The organism is Pseudomonas sp. LS1212, assembly GCF_024741815.1.
Lineage (GTDB): Bacteria > Pseudomonadota > Gammaproteobacteria > Pseudomonadales > Pseudomonadaceae > Aquipseudomonas.
Genome location: NZ_CP102951.1, coordinates 1029710 through 1047644 on the forward strand (window position 1 = coordinate 1029710; position 17935 = coordinate 1047644).

Sequence of the window (17935 nt, forward strand, 5' to 3'; positions counted from 1 at the left end):
ATGAAAGGCACTAGTGGGTAGCAAGCTATCATTCTCTACGGCGTTTGTGCAGCCCGATTTCAGTTGGCGATACGCAGCTCGTGGGTCTTGAGGTCCGCTTCGTGGGCGGCGAGGATCTCCGGCAGGGAGTTGCGCAGGTACTCGACCCAGGTCTTGATCTTGGCATCCAGGTATTGGCGCGACGGGTAGATCGCGTAGAGGTTCAGCTCCTGCAGGCGGTACTGCGGCAGTACCCGCACCAGCGTACCGTTGCGCAGCCCTTCGATGGCCGAGTAGATCGGCAACACGCCCACGCCCATGCCGCTGCTGATGGCGGTATTCATGGCGTCGGCCGAGTTCACCTGGAACGGCGCCTCGGTGATGTTGACCACTTCCTGGCCTTCGGGGCCATCGAACATCCATTTTTCCAGCGCGATGACCGGGCTGACCATGCGCAGGCAGGCATGGTTGAGCAGGTCCCTGGGCTTTTGTGCGATGCCATGGGCTTTCACGTAATCGGGCGAAGCGCAGACGATGCTGTAGGTAATGCCCAGGCGTTGCGAGACAAAGCCCGAGTCCGGCAGCTCGCTGGCCAGCACGATGGACACGTCGTAGCCCTCGTCGAGCAGGTCCGGCACGCGGTTGGCCATGGTCAGGTCGAAGGTGACATCCGGGTGGGTCTTGCGATAACGGCTGATGGCGTCGATCACATAGTGCTGGCCGACGCCGGTCATCGAATGCACTTTCAACTGCCCGGCGGGGCGCGCATGGGCGTTGCTGGCCTCGGCTTCGGCTTCCTCGACGTAGGTCAGGATCTGTTCGCAGCGCAGCAGGTAGCGTTTGCCGGCTTCGGTCAGGGCAATCCGACGGGTGGTGCGGTTGAGCAGGCGGGTTTGCAGATGGGCTTCAAGATTCGAGACCGCGCGTGAAACGTTGGCGGTGGTCGTATCCAGTTGCACTGCGGCGGCGGTGAAACTGCCGACTTGGGCAACGCAACTGAAAGCACGCATGTTTTGCAGGGTGTCCATGGGTCGCTCTCTGAGTAGACGACAAATTGTGACACGAAGTTACAGCTTCAGTCTTCAGACTAAAGGCCGATTATCGCAGGATCGGTAACAAAGATTCGCAGGAATCCCGGCTTATCGGTGCTCATGCCGGCCCCTAGAATTGCGCTCCTCAACGCCGTATCCATCTTTTCTTCGGGAATTCGCAGCTGTGCCGCGTCGCATCATCAGAGAGCTCGGTGCTCTCAGCGTTCTGGCTTTAACCTTGAACATCAGCGGCTGCATCGGAACCGGGGGAATTGCCCCACAAGGCAAGACACTGGCAGCCAATGAGCTGGCGACCGACGAAGCGATCCAGGCCGCCGCCAGGGACGCGCACTGGCCGACCCGGCAATGGTGGAAAGCCTATGGCGACCCGCAGCTCGACCGCTGGGTCGAGCAGTCCGTGCAGGGCAGCCCGAGCATGGCCATGGCCGCTGCCCGGGTACGCCAGGCCAAGGCCATGGCCGGTGTCGTCGAATCGGCCGAATCATTGCAGATTAATGGCCAATCCACGCTCAAGCGGCACAATTGGCCGGCCGACCAGTTCTACGGCCCCGGCGAGTTGTCCGATAGCACGACCTGGGACAACAACGCCGCTGTTGGCTTGAGCTACGCCCTGGACCTCTGGGGGCGCGAGCACAATGCCAGCGAGCGCGCCGTCGATCTCGCCCACATGACCGTGGCCCAGGCCAGGCAGGCCCGGCTGGAGCTGCAAAACAACATCGTGCGCGTCTATATCCAGCTGTCGTTGCACTATGCTCAGCGCGACATCGTCGAGGCGACGCTGGCGCAACAGGAGCAGATCCTGGAACTTGCCGAACGTCGGCTCAAGGGCGGCATCGGTACTCACTTCGAAGTCAGCCAGGCGCAGACCCCGTTGCCCGAAACCCATCGGCAATTCGATGCGCTGGACGAAGAAATCGCCCTTGGCCGCAACCAGCTGGCCGCACTGGCCGGCAAGGGCCCGGGTAACGGTGCGCAGCTGCAACGCCCGAGCCTGGCCTTGCATACTGCCTTGAAACTGCCGTCGGCGCTGCCGGCCGAACTGCTTGGCCAGCGCCCCGATGTGGTTGCCAGCCGCTGGAGAGTCGCCGCCCAGGCGCGCGGTATCGAGGTGGCCCATGCCGGTTTCTACCCTAACGTTGACCTGGTTGGCAGCCTCGGCTACATGGCCACGGGCGGCGGTGCGCTGGAATTTCTGACGGGCAAGAAATTCAACTACAGCGTCGGCCCGGCCATTACCCTGCCGATTTTCGACGGGGGGCGGCTGCGCTCGGAACTGGGTGAGGCCTCGGCGGGCTACGACATGGCCGTGGCCGCCTACAACCAGACCCTGGTCGATGCGTTGAAGAACATCTCTGACCAGTTGATCCGCCGCGAGTCCATGGACAAGCAGCAGACCTTCGCCGCCGAATCGGTAGCCTCGGCCCGGAAAACCTACGACATCGCGATGATCGCCTATCAGCGCGGGCTGACTGACTACCTCAACGTGCTCAATGCGCAAACCTTGCTGTTTCGTCAGCAGCAGATCGAGCAGCAGGTTCAGGCCGCCCGCCTCAGTGCCCATGCCGAGTTGGTGACGGCGCTGGGCGGTGGCTTGCAGGCCGGCGACGACGCGCCCTTCGAGCAAAAGACCCAGGCACCGAAAACCCTGGCTGTATTCGATCACTGAGTAGGCGGCCATGAGCGCATTGTCTGTACCTTTTCGCTGGCTGGGTTCGCTGGAGTGGCGGCGTGGCTTCTTTGAGTGGGCCCGAAGCGACGGCGTGACCTGGGTTTATATCTTCAAGGTGTTGACTGCGGCCTTCCTGACCCTCTGGCTGGCCATGCGCCTGGAATTGCCGCAGCCGCGCACGGCGATGATCACGGTGTTTATCGTGATGCAGCTGCAGAGCGGCCATGTGTTCGCCAAGAGCTTCTATCGCTTCCTCGGCACGCTCGCCGGCTCGGTGGTGACGGTGGCCCTGATCGCCTTGTTCGCGCAGAACACCGAGCTGTTTCTGCCGAGCCTGGCCCTGTGGGTCGGGATCTGTTCGGCCGGTGCCATGCGCCATCGCAACTTTCGCGGCTATGGCTTCGTGCTCGCCGGGTACACGGCGGCAATGGTCGGTTTGCCGGTCCTGTCGCATCCGGAAGGGGCGTTCATGGCGGCTGTCTGGCGGGTGCTGGAAATCTCTCTGGGGCTGGTGGTTTCGACGGCAGTCAGTGCCGCGATTCTGCCGCAGTCGGCCAGTGCTTCGATGCGCAATGCCCTTTACCAGCGCTTCGGCGTGTTCGCCGGCTTCGTCGCCGAAGGTCTGCGCGGCACCCGCGAGCGTGACAGCTTCGAAAGCGCCAACGTGCGCTTCATCTCCGAGGCGGTGGGCCTTGAGAGCCTGCGCGGAGTGGTGGCCTTCGAAGACCCGCACATGCGCAGGCGCAGTGGTCGAGTCAGCCGCCTGAACAGCGAATTCATGGCCATTACCACCCGCTTCAATGCTCTGCACCAATTGCTCGAACGGATTCGTAGCCGGGGGCATGCCGAGGTGGTGACGGCCATCGAGCCAGGCCTGCATGCGCTGGCAAGCGTGCTCGACAACTTCTCCGGGCGCACCCTGACCGATGCCGACGCTGCCAGGCTGGCCGAGCAACTGGCGTTGTATAAAGAGGAATTGCCGTCGCACGTTCGACGCTTGCGTGAGCTGTTTGTCGAAAGCGGCCCCAGCGATGCCGACCTGCTGGATTTCCACACCGCCTACGAACTGCTCTATCGCTTTGTCGACGACCTGCACAGCTACGCCCTGACCCATGCCTCGCTGGTCGATCACAGCCATGCCCGGGAGAACTGGGACGAGCCGTTCATGCCGCAGACCAACTGGTTGGTGTCGCTGGCGGCCGGGATCCGGGCCTCCTCAATCCTTCTGATACTGGGCAGCTACTGGGTTGCCACCGCCTGGCCCAGTGGCGCGACCATGACCCTGGTCGCCGCCGCGACGGTCGGATTGTCGGCGGCCACGCCCAATCCCAAACGCATGTCGTTCCAGATGGCCTGCGGCACACTGTTCGGCGCGCTGGTGGGGTTTGTCGAAACCTTCTTCGTGTTCCCCTGGATCGATGGTTTCCCGTTGTTGTGCATGGTGCTGGCGCCGGTGCTGGTGATCGGTGCCTTTCTCGCTTCCAGGCCGCAACTGGCGGGCTACGGGGTGGGCTTGCTGATCTTTTTCTCGATCGGCTCGGTCCCTGACAACCTGACGGTCTACAACCCCTACACCTTTATCAACGACTACATCGCCATGATCATCGGCATGCTGGTCTGTGCCGCCGCCGGGGCAATCATCCTGCCGCCCAACAGCCGCTGGCTGTGGCACCGCATGGAGCAGGACCTGCGCGCCCAGGTGGTGTTCGCCATCAGCGGTCGCCTGCGTGGCCTCGGCTCGGCCTTCGAAAGCCGCACCCGCGACGTCCTGCACCAGGCCTATGGGCTGGCGGCAGGCAGGCCCGAGGTGCAGCGCAACCTGCTGCGTTGGATGTTCGTGGTGCTGGAGATCGGCCACGCGATCATCGAGCTGCGCCGCGAGCAGGCCCTGTTGCCAGTGCACCCGGCCTATGCCGAGTCGCAACCCTGGCGCCAGGCGATCCGGGTCATGGGCCGTTCATTGATCCGCCTGTTCATCCAGCCCAATGCCAGCAATCTTGAGCGCAGCCAAGTCGCGGTCGATCATGCCATCGCCCGTGTCCAGGGTACCGACGAGCCCTTTGCCCGGCACTTCGACACCTCCGCCTTGCGCCGGGTGCAAAGCTATCTGCACTTCATCCGTACCTCATTGCTCGACCCGCAATCACCGCTCGCCGACTTTGTTTTTACCCCCGCCCCGGCCCGCGAGCCGCAAGGACTGACCCATGCCCCGTGAAATAGCCTTCCATGGCATCTACATGCCGACCGTGTCGCTGATGTTCCTGATTGCCGCCGTGGTGGCCTGGGCCTTCGACCGGCTGCTCAGCGGGCTCGATGTCTACCGCTTCTTCTGGCACCCGGCGCTGCTGCGCCTGTGCCTGTTCATCTGCATCTTCGGCGCCATGGCGCTTACTGTTTATCGTTGAGACCCTGACTGATGAAAAAGCTTTTCAGCCTGCTCGGCACTTTGCTCGTCCTGGCCGTCGCCGTAGTGATCGGCCGCGAGCTCTGGGTCCACTACATGAACACACCCTGGACCCGCGATGGCCGCGTGCGCGCCGATATCATCAACGTCGCTGCCGATGTGCCGGGCTACGTGGTCGACGTGCCTGTGCGTGACAATCAACTGGTGAAAAAGGGTGACCTGCTCATGCAGATCGACCCCGAGCACTACCAGATCGCGCTCAAGCAAGCGCAATCGCTGGTGGCCTCGCGCAAGGCCACCTGGGAGATGCGCAAGGTCAACGCCAACCGCCGGGCCGATCTGGACAACCTGGTCATCTCCAGGGAAAACCGCGACGACGCCAGCAACATCGCCAACTCGGCATTGGCCGATTACCAGCACGCCCAGGCGCAACTGGACGCGGCCGAACTGAACCTCAAACGCACCCGCATCCTGGCTACGGTCGATGGCTATGTCACCAACCTCAATGTGCATCGGGGCGACTATGCGCGCACCGGCGAGGCAAAGATGGCCGTGGTCGACAAGGATTCGTTCTGGGTGTACGGCTTCTTCGAAGAAACCAAACTGCCGAACGTACGGGTCGGCGACAAGGCCGATCTGCAGATGATGAGCGGCGAAGTGCTCAAGGGGCATGTGGAGAGCATCTCGCGCGGCATCTATGACCGCGACAACCCGGAAAGTCGCGAGCTGATCGCCGACGTCAACCCGACCTTCAACTGGGTGCGTTTGGCCCAGCGGGTGCCGGTGCGGATTCATATCGATGAAGTACCGGACGGATTTTTGCTGGCGGCGGGGACGACCTGTACGGTGGTCGTGAAGCCAACCGAAGAAAAGGGCTGACTCGTGGGAGCGGCCCTGGCCGCGAATGACCCGGCACGGGTCACCAGCTATTGGGAAGGCTGCGCCTTCCTTCGCGGGCTGGCCCGCTCCCACATGCGTCGGTTACAACGCACCGTCCAGGCCGAAGCGCTTTTTCAGGACTTTTTCCAGCAATGCCTTGGGCAGCAGCCGCTCCATCAATGGCATGGCCCGGCTGCCATTGCCGATGCGCACCAGCCGCGGTGGGTTCGGCTGACGCACGGCCTTGAGCAGGTCGCGGGCGAAATCCGCGGCGGGAGTAGGGCGGTCCTGCGAGGCCCTGGCCCGCGCGCGGATGCTTTCGCGCAGCGGCCACCAGGGCGATTGCTGGGCAATGACCTGCTCGGCCTCGCGGCCAGCATTGCTGGCGAAACTCGAGGCGATGGCGCCGGGCTGCACTTCCATCACGCGGACACCGAACGGTGCAAGTTCCAGGCGCAAGACGTCGCTCAGGGCATGCACGGCAGCTTTCGACGCGCAGTAAGCACCGGCGAATGGCGTGACCAACACACCGGAAACGCTGCCGACATTGACCACCAGCCCACGGCTGCGGCGCAGTACCGGGAACAGTGCCCGGGTTACCCCGACCACAGCGAACACATTGGTTTCGAACTGCCTGCGCATGGCCTCGACGCCGCCATCGAGCAACGGCCCCATGGCGCCGTAGCCGGCGTTATTGATCAGCACATCGAGACCGCCGCTGCGCTGAATGATCGCCTCGCCCAGTTGCTCCAGCGCCGCCTCGTCGTTGACGTCCAATTGGCGGGCGACAAAACCGGCGGTCGCCAGCTGGGCAACATCCTCGGGCTTGCGGCCCGTGGCCCAGACCTCGTAGCCGGCATCTTTGAATGCGTCGGCCAAGGCGCGGCCAATGCCGCTGGAGCAACCGGTGATGAGAGCGATTGGCATGGGGCTGGCCTTTTGATCAGGATGGTGTCAGGAAGCGCTGATCATACGACAAGCCGGGTCATAGCAGTCTAGCCAGCGCCTTATCGATTATTTCCTGCTTTGTTCCGGGCACTAGCTCATATCTGCCCGTGCGGGGAATGAAGATTTGGGTCGGGAAAAACTGCAGCTCAAGACTGGCGAAGAACACCGTCAGTTCTTCGTTCGCCTTCTCTGGATCGATCTGCGCCTGCATGTACCTCTCGGCGTTGAAGGCGTAGAAATCTATATCGGTTCTTTCGCGCGCGACTTTCTCCACTTTAGGATGAAGCTCGGCGCAGGGAGGACAGCCATCGGAGTAAACAAGCACCACCGCAGGCAAGGATCTGGTCCTGGAAGCGTCCAGGAGCGCCTCGACTTCGCTGATGGATTTTAATTCTTTCACGTCTGTGTCTCCTGACAATGTTGACCCATTGGCGCTTATTCAACGCCCATTTGGCGAAACATGTAACTGTCAGAAATGACAGGTCCGACTAGTCGGAGAAGCTGCCTTGCAGGCGTTCTGCCCGAAACTCCAGGGTTTGTGGGCGGTAACCTGGACGCAGCGGCGGCAGCGGCAGGCAGTCTTCCCAACTGGCGCCGGCCTGCAGCTCGCCGGGGCCGCGATAACGGGGGGCAGCGTAGATGTTTTCCGCGAGGTTGACCGTATCGCCGGGGGCATAGGCGGCGACACGCCAGCGCAGTTCCAGCAGAGGCACGTCGTTGCCGTTGTTCAGTTGCACCAGCAATGGACGATCCGCCGGGCAACGTTGCGGGTTGCTGCTGCTTGGTGCATAGCTCAGGCGCAGCTCCAAACGCGCAAGCTGGCTGGCCTCGCGATTGTCCAGCCAGACGACCCAGAGCGCGACCAGGCCCAGGCCGAACAAGGCCGCCAACGATACCGGAAAAGCCTTGGCCGGGTAGCGCAGCAGCAGGACGAACCAGGTCAGGACAAGCAGGACGCCGATGAACATGAAAGCAAGCACCTCAGCTGGTGTGATAGTGCCATCCTAACAAAAAAGCCCCCGGCCAACCCGCTGCGGATAGGGGGCGCAGCGGACTGGCCAGGGGCCGGGTACAGCTTCAGCGGGTATTATTGTGCAATCGTCTTGACCGAAATCCCGCGCTCGATCGGCGTAGACCGTCCGTAGATATCCTCGAAACGTTCGATGTCGTCTTCGCCCAGGTAACTGCCCGACCGGACCTCGATGATCTCCAGCGGGATCTTGCCCGAGTTGCGCAGACGGTGCACCGAGGCGATCGGGATCTAGGTCGACTGGTTTTCGGTCAGCAGGAACACGTTTTCGTCACAGGTGACTTCGGCTGTGCCCGAGACCACGATCCAGTGCTCGGCACGGTGGTGGTGCATCTGCAATGACAGGCAGGCGCCGGGCTTGACCGAGATGTGCTTGACCTGGAAGCGCCCGCCCATGTCCACCGAGTCGTAGGAGCCCCACGGGCGGTACACTTCGCAATGGTTCTGGGTTTCGGTCCGGCCCTGCTCATTGAGCGTGTTGACCAGTTGCTTGACGTCCTGAACCTTGTCCTTGTGGGCAATCATCATGGCGTCCTTGGTTTCGACGACCACTATGTTTTCCAGGCCGATCACCGAGACCAGCTTGCCATTGCCGTGGATCATGCAGTTGCGGCTGTCCTGCACCACCACATCGCCCTTGGTCACGTTGCCGTTGTGGTCCTTTTCGTGGACATCCCACAGCGACGACCAGCAACCGACATCACTCCAGCCTGCGCTGAGCGGCACCACGCAGGCGCGCTGGGTCTTTTCCATCACTGCGTAGTCGATGGAATTGTCCGGGCAGCAGGCGAAGGTGGCTTCGTCGATCTCGATATTGTCACCGTCGTGCTGGCTGCGTTCCAGGGTCAGCATGCAGGTGTCGTAGATGTCAGTGTCGTGCTTTTTCAGCTCTTCGAGGAAGCGGCTGGCGCGGAACAGGAACATGCCGCTGTTCCAGAAATAGCCACCGGCCTGGACGAACTCGTTGGCGCGCTTCTCGAGGATGCAGAAGCCGCCGGCCGAGAGGTCCTCGAGCCGTGCGTCCAGGGTTTCACGGTTGGCGCCTATGTAGCGCAGCTTGGCCGGAATCCGGACCCGTGCGTGTTGGCGCTGGGCTTCGGATTCATGCACGACATTGACGTTCACGGCTGTATTCATGGCGGTTGTTCCTACTTAAATCCATTCGGGTTCCGGCTCACACGACCATGAACAGCACAGCAACGAAAATGCTGGCCGCCGAGAAGGTCATGGTCCGGGAAGACCAGGTGTTGAACCATTGTTGAAAGCTGGCCAGATCACGCTTGAGGGCAGTGGGCTGGCGCGTCCAGGACTGTTTGTCGAGGCGGAAGAAGACGTAGATCTTCATGATCGCCCCGACGATCTGGTTGTAATAAAGGATCAGCGGGTAGGCCGGGCCGATGGAGTGGCCGGAACACACCAGCATTAAAGTGAGGATCAGCCGGGTGATGCCGATCCACAGCAGATACACCAGCAGGTAGGCCGGGCTGAACTTGATGCTGGCGATGACGGCGACCGTCAGGCCCAGCAGGCTGGTCCACATCGAAACGCGCTGATCGAACAGCACCACGCTGGTGAACAGCCCCAGGCGGCGAACGCCCAGGCCCAGTGCTCGCGAGTTCTGCCGCAGGTTGTTGCCGTACCAGCGGTACATCAATTTGCGGCTGGCCTTGATGAAGCTCTTTTCCGGCGGGTGCTCGACCGTGTTGATAGCGGCATCCGGCACGTAGAAGGTGTCGTAGCCCAGGCGCATCAGGCTGAACCAGCTGGACTTGTCGTCACCGGTGAGGAACTTGAAGCGGCCCAGGCGCCAGTGCTGCAGCGAGTCGCTTTCCACGTCGGCGATGAATTCGGGGTTGGTCACCACCTGGGCGCGGAACACCGACATCCGCCCGGTCATGGTCAGCACGCGCTTGGACAAGGCCATCGAGCACATGTTGATGTGACGCTGGGCGAAGCGCAGCTTGTGCCATTCGCTCATGATGTAGCCGCCGCGCACTTCGCAGAATTCGTTGGTGGTCAGGCCGCCGACATTGCCGAACAGCTTGAACCAGGGCACGGTCTTGCGTACCACGCCCTCTTCGAGCACGGTGTCGCCGTCGATCACCGCGACCACGGCGTTCTCGTCCGGCAGGTGACGGGAGATGGCCCGGAAACCAAAGGCCAGGCCATCGCGCTTGCCGGTCCCGGCGATGCGCACGAAGTCCAGCTTGACCCGGCCAGGCGGGTTCAGCTTGGCCCAGAGGCTTTTGACCAGCAGCTCATCGGACATTTCCACCAGCGAGCAGACCACGGTGGTCGGGTAGCCACAGGCGATCGCCTCGCGAATCACCGAGCTGTAGACCTGGGCGGTGGTCAGCGCGTCGATGCGAAAACTGGTGACCATCAGAAATACGTGGGACGGATCAGCCGCGGTACCGAGCTTGCGCACCTTGCGCCGCAGGTGCGGGTAGACCACGTAGAGAAACAGCATGCCGCGCACGAAATGCGTGGCACCCATGGAGTAGCGCCAGATACCGACGGCACCCACCAGGAAAATGAAATCCTTCGACTCGGGGTCGAAAATGGTTTTGGGCAGCATCAGGGCGATCGCCATGAGCAAGCTCTTTTCACGGTGCCCGGCAGTACGGTACTGCGCACGACGATGGTGTGGCGGGTGGCTTTGTCACGCAGGACGAAACCAATTTCGCGGCACACCGATTCGATGTAGTTGAGTTCCAGATCGCCGTTCTTCTTGCTCGGTGTACCGACGCAAATCATCGACAAGTCGGTGTCGCGAATGGCGGCGGAGAAGTTGGTGGTGCCACGCAGCCGGCCATTCTTGATGCCCTGTTGCAGCAGATCTTCCAGACCGGGTTCGACAATGGGCGATTTGCCGTTGTTAATCAGGTTGATCTTGGTGTTGGAAACATCCACGCCAACGACGTCATGGCCCCGTGCAGACAGGCAACCGGCGCAGACTGCACCGACATAACCCAAACCAAAAATGCTGATACGCATCGCATTCACCTCATGTGTTTATCACGCCGGCTCAAATAACAAGAGCCGGACTGGATTAATTAACCAGCAACATTCGGGCACTCGGAAGTATGACGGTTTAATGTCAAAGTGCCGGGTGCAGGCAGAATAGGTTTTGAGTGTCTAAGAATGTGCACTCAAGTTTTACGCAACTTGGCCTTGTTGTAGTGGCAAGCCCTGGGATATAGCCGGTGTTGATGGCAGAACGCTTCTCTGCTCATGCGGGTGCTTGTCTTGTTTCTGTAAAAAAAGCCATGAATATCAAGCACTAATGTGCATAATGAGGCGTTCGGAAGACGCTGGCGCGGCCTTGTAGGGATACTTTCGGGGTGCTATCTCCTGCGTTCAACTTTCATGGGGCATCGCTATAGCCCTGACGTTAAAGTTGCCTGACATAACTTTCAGGCCCCTTCCGGCCGTAATGTAAGTTATCTCTCACAGATCGCCAGAGAATCGTTACGGTGTGTATGAGCGGTCCTCAAGGAGATTAGTTCCGAAGCTCGTTCGCAAAGGATGACGATATTTTTAATAATTCTTCGGCTTTGCGTACTTTCAATCTGATAGCACTTGCGGGCTTTACCCCTATATATAAAGGAGCATTCTAGTGTGAGATAGTTTTGTGCCAGCACTGAAAAAAATTATCGATTTGTTGATAAAAAAACTACGAGTGGTGAGATTTCAAATGGCCATATATACGGAGTCGAAATATTGGCGTCATTGATATGGCGCCATTTGGCTGCGACGCGGAGCGTCAGGGGCGCGATTCCCACGCAGAGCGTGGGAACCAGGGTCAGGAAGGGGGGAAGTTGCTACTCGTTCCCACGCGTGGGAATGCCTCGGCAGACGCTCCAGCGTCGTGAACGCAGAACGTGCGGGCCTGTTTATTCCTCAGGATGATCGCGCAGAAACACCAGATTGTCCGGCTTGGAGAGCTCGGCACTGAACCGGTACCCCTGCACATCGAACTGCTTGAGCTGCTCCGGATCGTTGATTTGCTCCTGGATCACGAACCGGCTCATCATGCCGCGGGCCTTCTTGGCGTAGAAGCTGATGATCTTGTACTGGCCGTTCTTCCAGTCGCGGAATTCGGTGTTGATGATTCGCGCATTCAGAGCCGAGCGCTTCACGGCCGAGAAGTATTCGGTGCTGGCCAGGTTGAGCAGGATGTCGTCGCCCTGGTCTGCCAGGGCTTCGTTGAGCCATTCGCTGATGCGCGTGCCCCAGAACGCATACAGGTCCTTGCCACGGGCATTGGCCAGTTTGGTACCCATCTCCAGGCGGTAGGGTTGCATCAGGTCCAGCGGGCGCAGCAGGCCGTACAGGCCCGAAAGCATGCGCAAGTGGTCCTGGGCATAGCTGAAATCGTCTTCGCCGAGGCTTTCGGCGTCCAGGCCCGTGTAAACATCACCCTTGAAGGCGAGCAGGGCCTGCTTGGCATTGGCCGGGGTGAATGCCGGGGTCCAACTGCCGAAACGCGCGACGTTGAGGCCGGCGAGCTTGTCGGACAGGTGCATCAGCTCGCTGACCTGCGCCGGCGACAGTTCGCGCAGCTGCAGGATCAGTTCCTGGGAATGGTCCAGGTATTGCGGCTGGGTGTGCCGCGCAATGACGGGCGGTGTTTCAAAGTCGAGGGTCTTGGCCGGGGAAATCACCGTCAGCATATGTAGGCTCCTTTAAGCATGGCGCGGATTTTAGGGGGGATGGGGGATGATCTCCAGTTATGGTGTCGATAGTTTGGGTTTAAGCCGATGAATTGAGGTGGCCGCATCGCTGGCAAGCCAGCTCCCACAGAGGTTGCGGCCGGCCACAAAACAAGGGCATTCCATCGATCCAATGTGGGAGCGGGCTTGCCCGCGATAGGGCGAAGCCCGCTTAATAGCGCACCGCGCATAAACGGAGACTTGTCTTGCGCATCGCTTTCATATTCGTTGCCGCATTATTGAGCGTCCTCGCCCAGGCCGCCCCACAGCCGCCGGTCGCGACGATCGACCGCAGCACCTGGCCCGAGCAGCTGAACACCCCAGCCCTGTTCGACGTCGCCTCACGCGCCGAGATCCTGACCTTTTCCCGGGCGCTGCTGGCCAGCGAGGCGCTGGATGAAGCCGGCCTGGCCACGCGCCTGGGGCTCAAGCAGGTGAACCTTGTCTCGGTCAATCAACTGCGCCAGCGTCTTTGGCAACGCCTGTGGCAGAACTTCGATTTTGCTCAGCAGAGTTGCGGGCAGGATGCCTCCTTCTGCTATGCCATCGAGGATGTGCCCGGCCTGCGCGAACAGGCCGGCAAGTTCGAGGTGGGCGCCGATTCGTTCTATGCGCACTGGGCCGAACCTGCCCGGACGTTCCATGAGCGCTACCTCGACGAGCAGTTGCGCAAGGCAGCACTGTTTCCGCAGATAGCCAGTGAGGTGGAACGTTACTCGGACCTTGAACGCAACGGTGATGAGCTCAACGACCGCCTGTTTCTGCTGACGTTCGACGGTGGGCCCGGCCCTGTGGGCGGTTACACCGATGCGTTGGCCCACTACCTGCGCCGACAGAAGATGAGCGCAACCTTCTTCGTCCTGGGCAACAGCGTGCAGCAACGCCGCGACAGGACCTCGGTCGGCGATCTCCGTACGCTGTACGAGGGCCAGTGCGTAGGCGTGCAGGGCTGGCAATACCGCTCCCACAGCCAGTGGCGCGACTGGCAGGATTCGGTCCTGCGCAGCGTGGCCCAGGTGCAGGGCGATCTGCCCGACAACTTCGTCCCGCTGTTTCGCCCGCCCTATGGGCAGCGAGGGGCTGACAGCCAGGCTTTTTTCAGCAGCCAGCAATTGCAGGTGGCACTTTGGGACATCGACGCGCTCGACACCAACAGCCAGGTGACTGCCGAGCAGTCTGGCCAGCGGGTCTTGACCCTGATGCTGTTGTGGCGACGCGGGGTGATTGCCTTCCACGATACCCAGGCCAAGGCGCAGACGGCGGTGCCCTGGCTCATGCAGCAAACGGCGCAAAGCGGGATCGGTTGGGAAGACTGTGAGGATTTTGCCGAAAGCCGCTGAATAGAGCGGTCTAGGCATGTTGGGCAGGATTTTTCACCGATCATTTCTGACGGGTTGAACTCTGACTGTAGCGGTGCTTTGGTCAGTCGCCAAGTGATTTTCATGCTTGCGAAAAATAAACTTCAAAAAAGCGTCAAAGTGCTTTTTTCTGTCATACGTTTAGCGGTATTAAGAAGACAGACCGCCGAACCCTGCAACACAGGTGGCGTCCTGACCCGGCCCATTCTTTGTTCGCAGCCTCGATCCGTCACAAGTGGATTGGGGAACGGCGGCCACTTCGCGGCGCAGCACTGCTCTGGTATTGCGTCGCCTGGCTCCCACAAAGGTGACCGAGTATGGATGATCAAGGACGCACCACCTCTTCCGACCAGCCGATCCTTTATGTGCTCGATACCAACGTTCTGATTCACGATCCGAACGCGCTGCTGAATTTCGAGGAGCACCACGTCACGATCCCGATGACGGTGCTGGAGGAGCTCGACAAGCTCAAGGACGGAAAACATTCAGTCGCCGCCGAATGCCGTCAGGCCATTCGCCTGATTGACCAGACACTGGGCGATGCCACCCCTGCAGACGTCGAGCAGGGTGTCCCGATACAGCGTGGCAAGAGTGGCCCAAAAGGCCTGCTGTCGATTCTGATGAGCCGCCGCACAGAGCCCCACAGCCTGTTGCCCGAGCACCTCAACGACAACATCATAATCAACCAGTTGATCGACCTGCACACCCGCAACCCGAGCTTGAACGTGGTGCTGGTGACCAAAGACATCAACATGCGCCTGAAAGCGCGTGCCTGTGGGATCGACGCCGAGGATTACAGCACCGACCAGTTGGTCGATGACGTTTCCCTGCTGTCGCGTGGCTACCACAACGTAACCGGTTCCTTCTGGGATCGGGTCAGCACCGTCGATACCCGCCAGGACCATGGCCGCACCTGGCATCGGGTGCAGCTGATCGACAACCTGCCAGCGGTTCACGTCAATGAGTTCATCATCGACGAGCAAGGTTTCGTCGGCTGGATCAAAGGGATCGAAGCCAATGAACTGCTGCTGCTCGACCTGCACCAGGAGCCGCTGTTGCACCAGGAAGCCTGGGGCCTGAAACCGCGGGACATCTATCAGGGGCTGGCCCTGTTCGCGCTGCTGGACCCGGATATCCACCTGGTCAACCTGTCCGGTGCGGCCGGCTCGGGCAAGACCATCCTGGCGCTGGCCGCGGCCATCGAGCAGACCATGGTCAGCAAGCGCTACCGGCGCATTATCGCGACCCGCAGCGTGCAGGGCCTGGACCAGGAGATCGGGTTCCTGCCCGGTACCGAAGCGGAAAAGATGGAGCCATGGCTCGGCGCCATCACCGACAACCTCGAAGCCCTGCACATGGATGATGAAAGCACTCACGGCAGTGTCGATTACATCCTCAGCAAGGTGCCGCTGCAGTTCAAATCGCTGAACTACATTCGTGGTCGCAGCTTCCAGCAAAGCCTGATCCTGATCGACGAGTGCCAGAACCTGACGCCGCACCAGATGAAAACCATCATCACCCGTGCCGGCGCCGGCTCCAAAGTGATCTGCCTGGGCAACCTGGCGCAGATCGATACCCCTTACCTGTCCGCCACCAGCTCGGGCCTGACCTACCTGACCGAGCGCTTCAAGGACTTCCCCAACGGTGTGCACATCACCCTGCAAGGGGTGCCGCGTTCGATCCTGGCCGAATACGCCGAAACCATGCTGTAAACAACAGCGGGCGGCCTTGCGCCGCCCGGCTGCTTTTTGTTCCGGGATCACAAAGGGTTGTCCAGTTATAAAAGTATAAAAGTTCTTCATGAGACTCAGCTCCTCATCAATAATGTAAATCACCTTCGGGGTTGTGTTCGCCATACATCAAGTGGATAAATAAAGAAAATAAGTCACAGTAAATCGATGAATGTCTTTTTATGCTATTGAGGGTAGTGTAGCTCTCCAGCGTTTCGCTAAAGTGGCTTCGCAACTCCTTCAGGAGTTTATTATTGAGTTTGCGGGATGTGTTAAAAGAGAAATCATCGCGGAGTGATCGCCAAATGATCTTGCCTTCGTCCAAGTGTTCGCCCGGTAGGTTTAATGCAATCAACAGGTCTCTATCAAGTGGGTTTTGATTGTTGGTATTTTTATTGGCGATGTTGGTGGTGTTGACTATGTCGGTTTTTAATTGACAAAGCGTAATAATGCACCAGGCGGTTGCGCTAGTTGATAGTCCGTTTTCGTAATGTGCCATTATTTTGTTTATGTTGAAGGCATAGTCGTGGCTTAGTAGCCGTGGTTTGTATTTTTCTTGTACGGATAAGCATTTGTTGTAGATTGCTTTCCAGGGACCCTGTTTTTTTTGGATTTCGGCAAAGAAGGAATCAATGTCATTTTTCATAATTCAATAGCCGTTCTCGTAGGCGTATCTAAGTATATTTTTTTGTTGAGTATTGTTTGTGGTTCAAGATTTTCGTCGTTTATAAATATCGACGGTACTTTCATTGAGCGCGCAAACATGGACCTAACGAAAAACTCTCCCCTGTCACTTCCTGAGAATATGTAGGCTTCTGGTAGATTTTTTTCATCAAAGTTAAATGCTGTGTTATCTAAATTAAGGCTGATTTTCCCTTCTCCCCAGCCGTCAAGCCCCTCTTTTATTAGTCCGACAGAGGTTCCAGGAACTTCACAAATGCCATCTGAGAAATTGATACTTGCGGTTTTGTTTTCAAGGTGCGTTATTTCAGAAATGATGGCGTCTTGCTCATCAATATCAATTAATGTGATATTGAGGTCGTCAATTTGTTTTTGTTGAGATTGTCCGTATTTGATTATATGATTTAAGTTGTGCTTCGCCTCAATGCCAATGACTTTAGCTCTGTACAGTAACTCAGGAGCTAGCCATTTATGTTTTGTCGCTAACCCTCCCGAGAAGACGAAGTTAGAAGCGGCAGGTGCAAAAGATACTGCCTTAAAAATTTCTGTTGCAATAGAGAGTAAATATGTGTCTTTTTCAATATAAAACTGATTATCGTTTAATATGCTTTCTACCGTTATATTGTTGTTGGGGGAGATATCTGCTAACCCATAAATGCCACTTCTCCTGTTAAGGATGTTAGGTAGTAGGTTTGAATTTAATCCATATTTAAGCATCCTCAGTACCAGTCCAGCGGGCTGAGTTCCTGATCTATTATGCATAATAGGGCCATCACAAGCCGCGAACTGCATGGTGTTAAATACAGCTTTGCCCTCGATAAATGCAGACACGCTAACGCCAGAACCAATGTGGCAGATAATGCCGCTAAAATTTTGGGTGTTGCAGGTTTTGTTTATTTCTCTCAAGCATGCCTTTATGGCAAGGCCGTGATAACCGCTGGCGTATAATCCATATCTTTTTATATGCGATTTTTCGAAAGGAATTCTCTCCTGTACATGTAATGAGAGATCGTTAACGGCTTGGTCTCTAACGATTATTTGGATGGCTTCTGGAAAGCATCGTTTGGCTTCATGGATAACAGTCAGGCACAGTTTATTATGTCTCGAGCTTAAATAGTCATTGAACTCTAATATGTGTTCTTGAAATTCTGTTGCTTGTTGGGCGGGTAACCCAAAGCCCGCGAACTTTACGCGGTGACCTATTTTGTCTGGAGTTGGCCATTTTAATTTGGCTATGATTGTCTTGACTTTATTCAGCACTGCAGTTGCTGCTTTAAGTAGGTCGTCGCCAGTGTTTAATGTGTACGACTCATGACCGATTTCAAGGTCTGGGCTATATTTGGCTTTCATTGTTTGAGTTGCTAGGCCTATGAAATTGATGTTGACATCAACTCTACTGCAATTGTAAAAAATTGCTGTTTTGATTGAAGAACTACCAACATTTATCGCCATCAAGGCTGGCATTTCACTGCTTCGCTTTTTATTCATTC

Annotated in this window: 14 protein-coding genes and 2 pseudogenes; 6 read left to right on the top strand and 10 right to left on the bottom strand. The window is 58.4% G+C overall.

All coding sequences use genetic code 11. The features are described 5' to 3' along the window. Positions 1–59: 59 nt before the first annotated feature. The gene (locus NVV94_RS04680) at positions 60–1007 is read right to left on the bottom strand and encodes a LysR family transcriptional regulator (protein ID WP_258446071.1); all 948 of its coding nucleotides are present in this window, start codon (positions 1005–1007) and stop codon (positions 60–62) included. A gap of 187 nt (positions 1008–1194) precedes the next feature. On the opposite strand from NVV94_RS04680, the gene NVV94_RS04685 reads away from it, so the two are divergent. The 4 genes from NVV94_RS04685 to NVV94_RS04700 are packed head-to-tail and all read left to right on the top strand — an operon-like array spanning position 1195 to position 5983. After that, entirely contained in the window at positions 1195–2697 is a 1503-nt protein-coding gene (locus NVV94_RS04685; protein WP_258446072.1) for an efflux transporter outer membrane subunit, read from the top strand. Between the two features lie 10 nt (positions 2698–2707). After that, positions 2708–4915 (top strand): FUSC family protein, encoded by a 2208-nt coding sequence (locus NVV94_RS04690; protein ID WP_258446073.1) that lies wholly within the window; start codon positions 2708–2710, stop codon positions 4913–4915. Then, positions 4905–5105 carry a DUF1656 domain-containing protein gene (locus NVV94_RS04695; protein ID WP_258446074.1) on the top strand — a complete coding sequence of 67 codons (201 nt, stop codon included), beginning with the start codon at positions 4905–4907 and terminating at the stop codon, positions 5103–5105. Before NVV94_RS04690 ends, NVV94_RS04695 begins: the two co-directional genes overlap by 11 nt. A gap of 11 nt (positions 5106–5116) precedes the next feature. Continuing rightward, positions 5117–5983: an HlyD family secretion protein gene (locus NVV94_RS04700; RefSeq protein WP_258446075.1), complete on the top strand. Its 867-nt coding sequence runs from the start codon at positions 5117–5119 to the stop codon at positions 5981–5983. Positions 5984–6085: 102 nt separating this feature from the next. Here NVV94_RS04700 and NVV94_RS04705 read toward each other — a convergent pair whose 3' ends face one another. The 7 genes and pseudogenes from NVV94_RS04705 to yaaA form a co-directional block, all read right to left on the bottom strand. Beyond that, entirely contained in the window at positions 6086–6910 is an 825-nt protein-coding gene (locus NVV94_RS04705; RefSeq protein ID WP_258446076.1) for an SDR family oxidoreductase, read from the bottom strand. Between the two features lie 58 nt (positions 6911–6968). Beyond that, positions 6969–7331 carry a thioredoxin family protein gene (locus tag NVV94_RS04710; protein ID WP_258446077.1) on the bottom strand — a complete coding sequence of 121 codons (363 nt, stop codon included), beginning with the start codon at positions 7329–7331 and terminating at the stop codon, positions 6969–6971. Between the two features lie 88 nt (positions 7332–7419). Then, on the bottom strand, positions 7420–7899 hold the full coding sequence (locus NVV94_RS04715; RefSeq protein WP_258446078.1) for a multidrug transporter: 480 nt from the start codon (positions 7897–7899) through the stop codon (positions 7420–7422). Positions 7900–8018: 119 nt separating this feature from the next. Then, positions 8019–8939 (bottom strand): annotated as a pseudogene (locus NVV94_RS04720) (mannose-1-phosphate guanylyltransferase/mannose-6-phosphate isomerase); the annotation flags it as partial. A 196-nt stretch (positions 8940–9135) separates the two neighbouring features. Then, the gene (gene alg8 / locus NVV94_RS04725) at positions 9136–10560 is read right to left on the bottom strand and encodes a mannuronan synthase (RefSeq protein ID WP_258446079.1); all 1425 of its coding nucleotides are present in this window, start codon (positions 10558–10560) and stop codon (positions 9136–9138) included. 8 nt (positions 10561–10568) lie between these two features. Then, positions 10569–10958: pseudogene (locus NVV94_RS04730) on the bottom strand (GDP-mannose dehydrogenase); the annotation flags it as partial. Between the two features lie 899 nt (positions 10959–11857). Beyond that, positions 11858–12637 (bottom strand): peroxide stress protein YaaA, encoded by a 780-nt coding sequence (gene yaaA, locus NVV94_RS04735; protein ID WP_258446080.1) that lies wholly within the window; start codon positions 12635–12637, stop codon positions 11858–11860. Between the two features lie 245 nt (positions 12638–12882). On the opposite strand from yaaA, the gene NVV94_RS04740 reads away from it, so the two are divergent. Both NVV94_RS04740 and NVV94_RS04745 read left to right on the top strand, forming a co-directional pair. Continuing rightward, the gene (locus NVV94_RS04740) at positions 12883–14016 is read left to right on the top strand and encodes a polysaccharide deacetylase family protein (RefSeq protein ID WP_258446081.1); all 1134 of its coding nucleotides are present in this window, start codon (positions 12883–12885) and stop codon (positions 14014–14016) included. A 335-nt stretch (positions 14017–14351) separates the two neighbouring features. Continuing rightward, positions 14352–15746 (top strand): PhoH family protein, encoded by a 1395-nt coding sequence (locus NVV94_RS04745; protein ID WP_258446082.1) that lies wholly within the window; start codon positions 14352–14354, stop codon positions 15744–15746. Between the two features lie 106 nt (positions 15747–15852). Here the strand turns inward: NVV94_RS04745 and NVV94_RS04750 are convergent, their stop codons facing one another. Beyond that, on the bottom strand, positions 15853–16410 hold the full coding sequence (locus NVV94_RS04750; protein WP_258446083.1) for a hypothetical protein: 558 nt from the start codon (positions 16408–16410) through the stop codon (positions 15853–15855). Then, positions 16407–17933 carry a hypothetical protein gene (locus NVV94_RS04755; RefSeq protein ID WP_258446084.1) on the bottom strand — a complete coding sequence of 509 codons (1527 nt, stop codon included), beginning with the start codon at positions 17931–17933 and terminating at the stop codon, positions 16407–16409. Before NVV94_RS04755 ends, NVV94_RS04750 begins: the two co-directional genes overlap by 4 nt. Between the last annotated feature and the right edge of the window lie 2 nt (positions 17934–17935).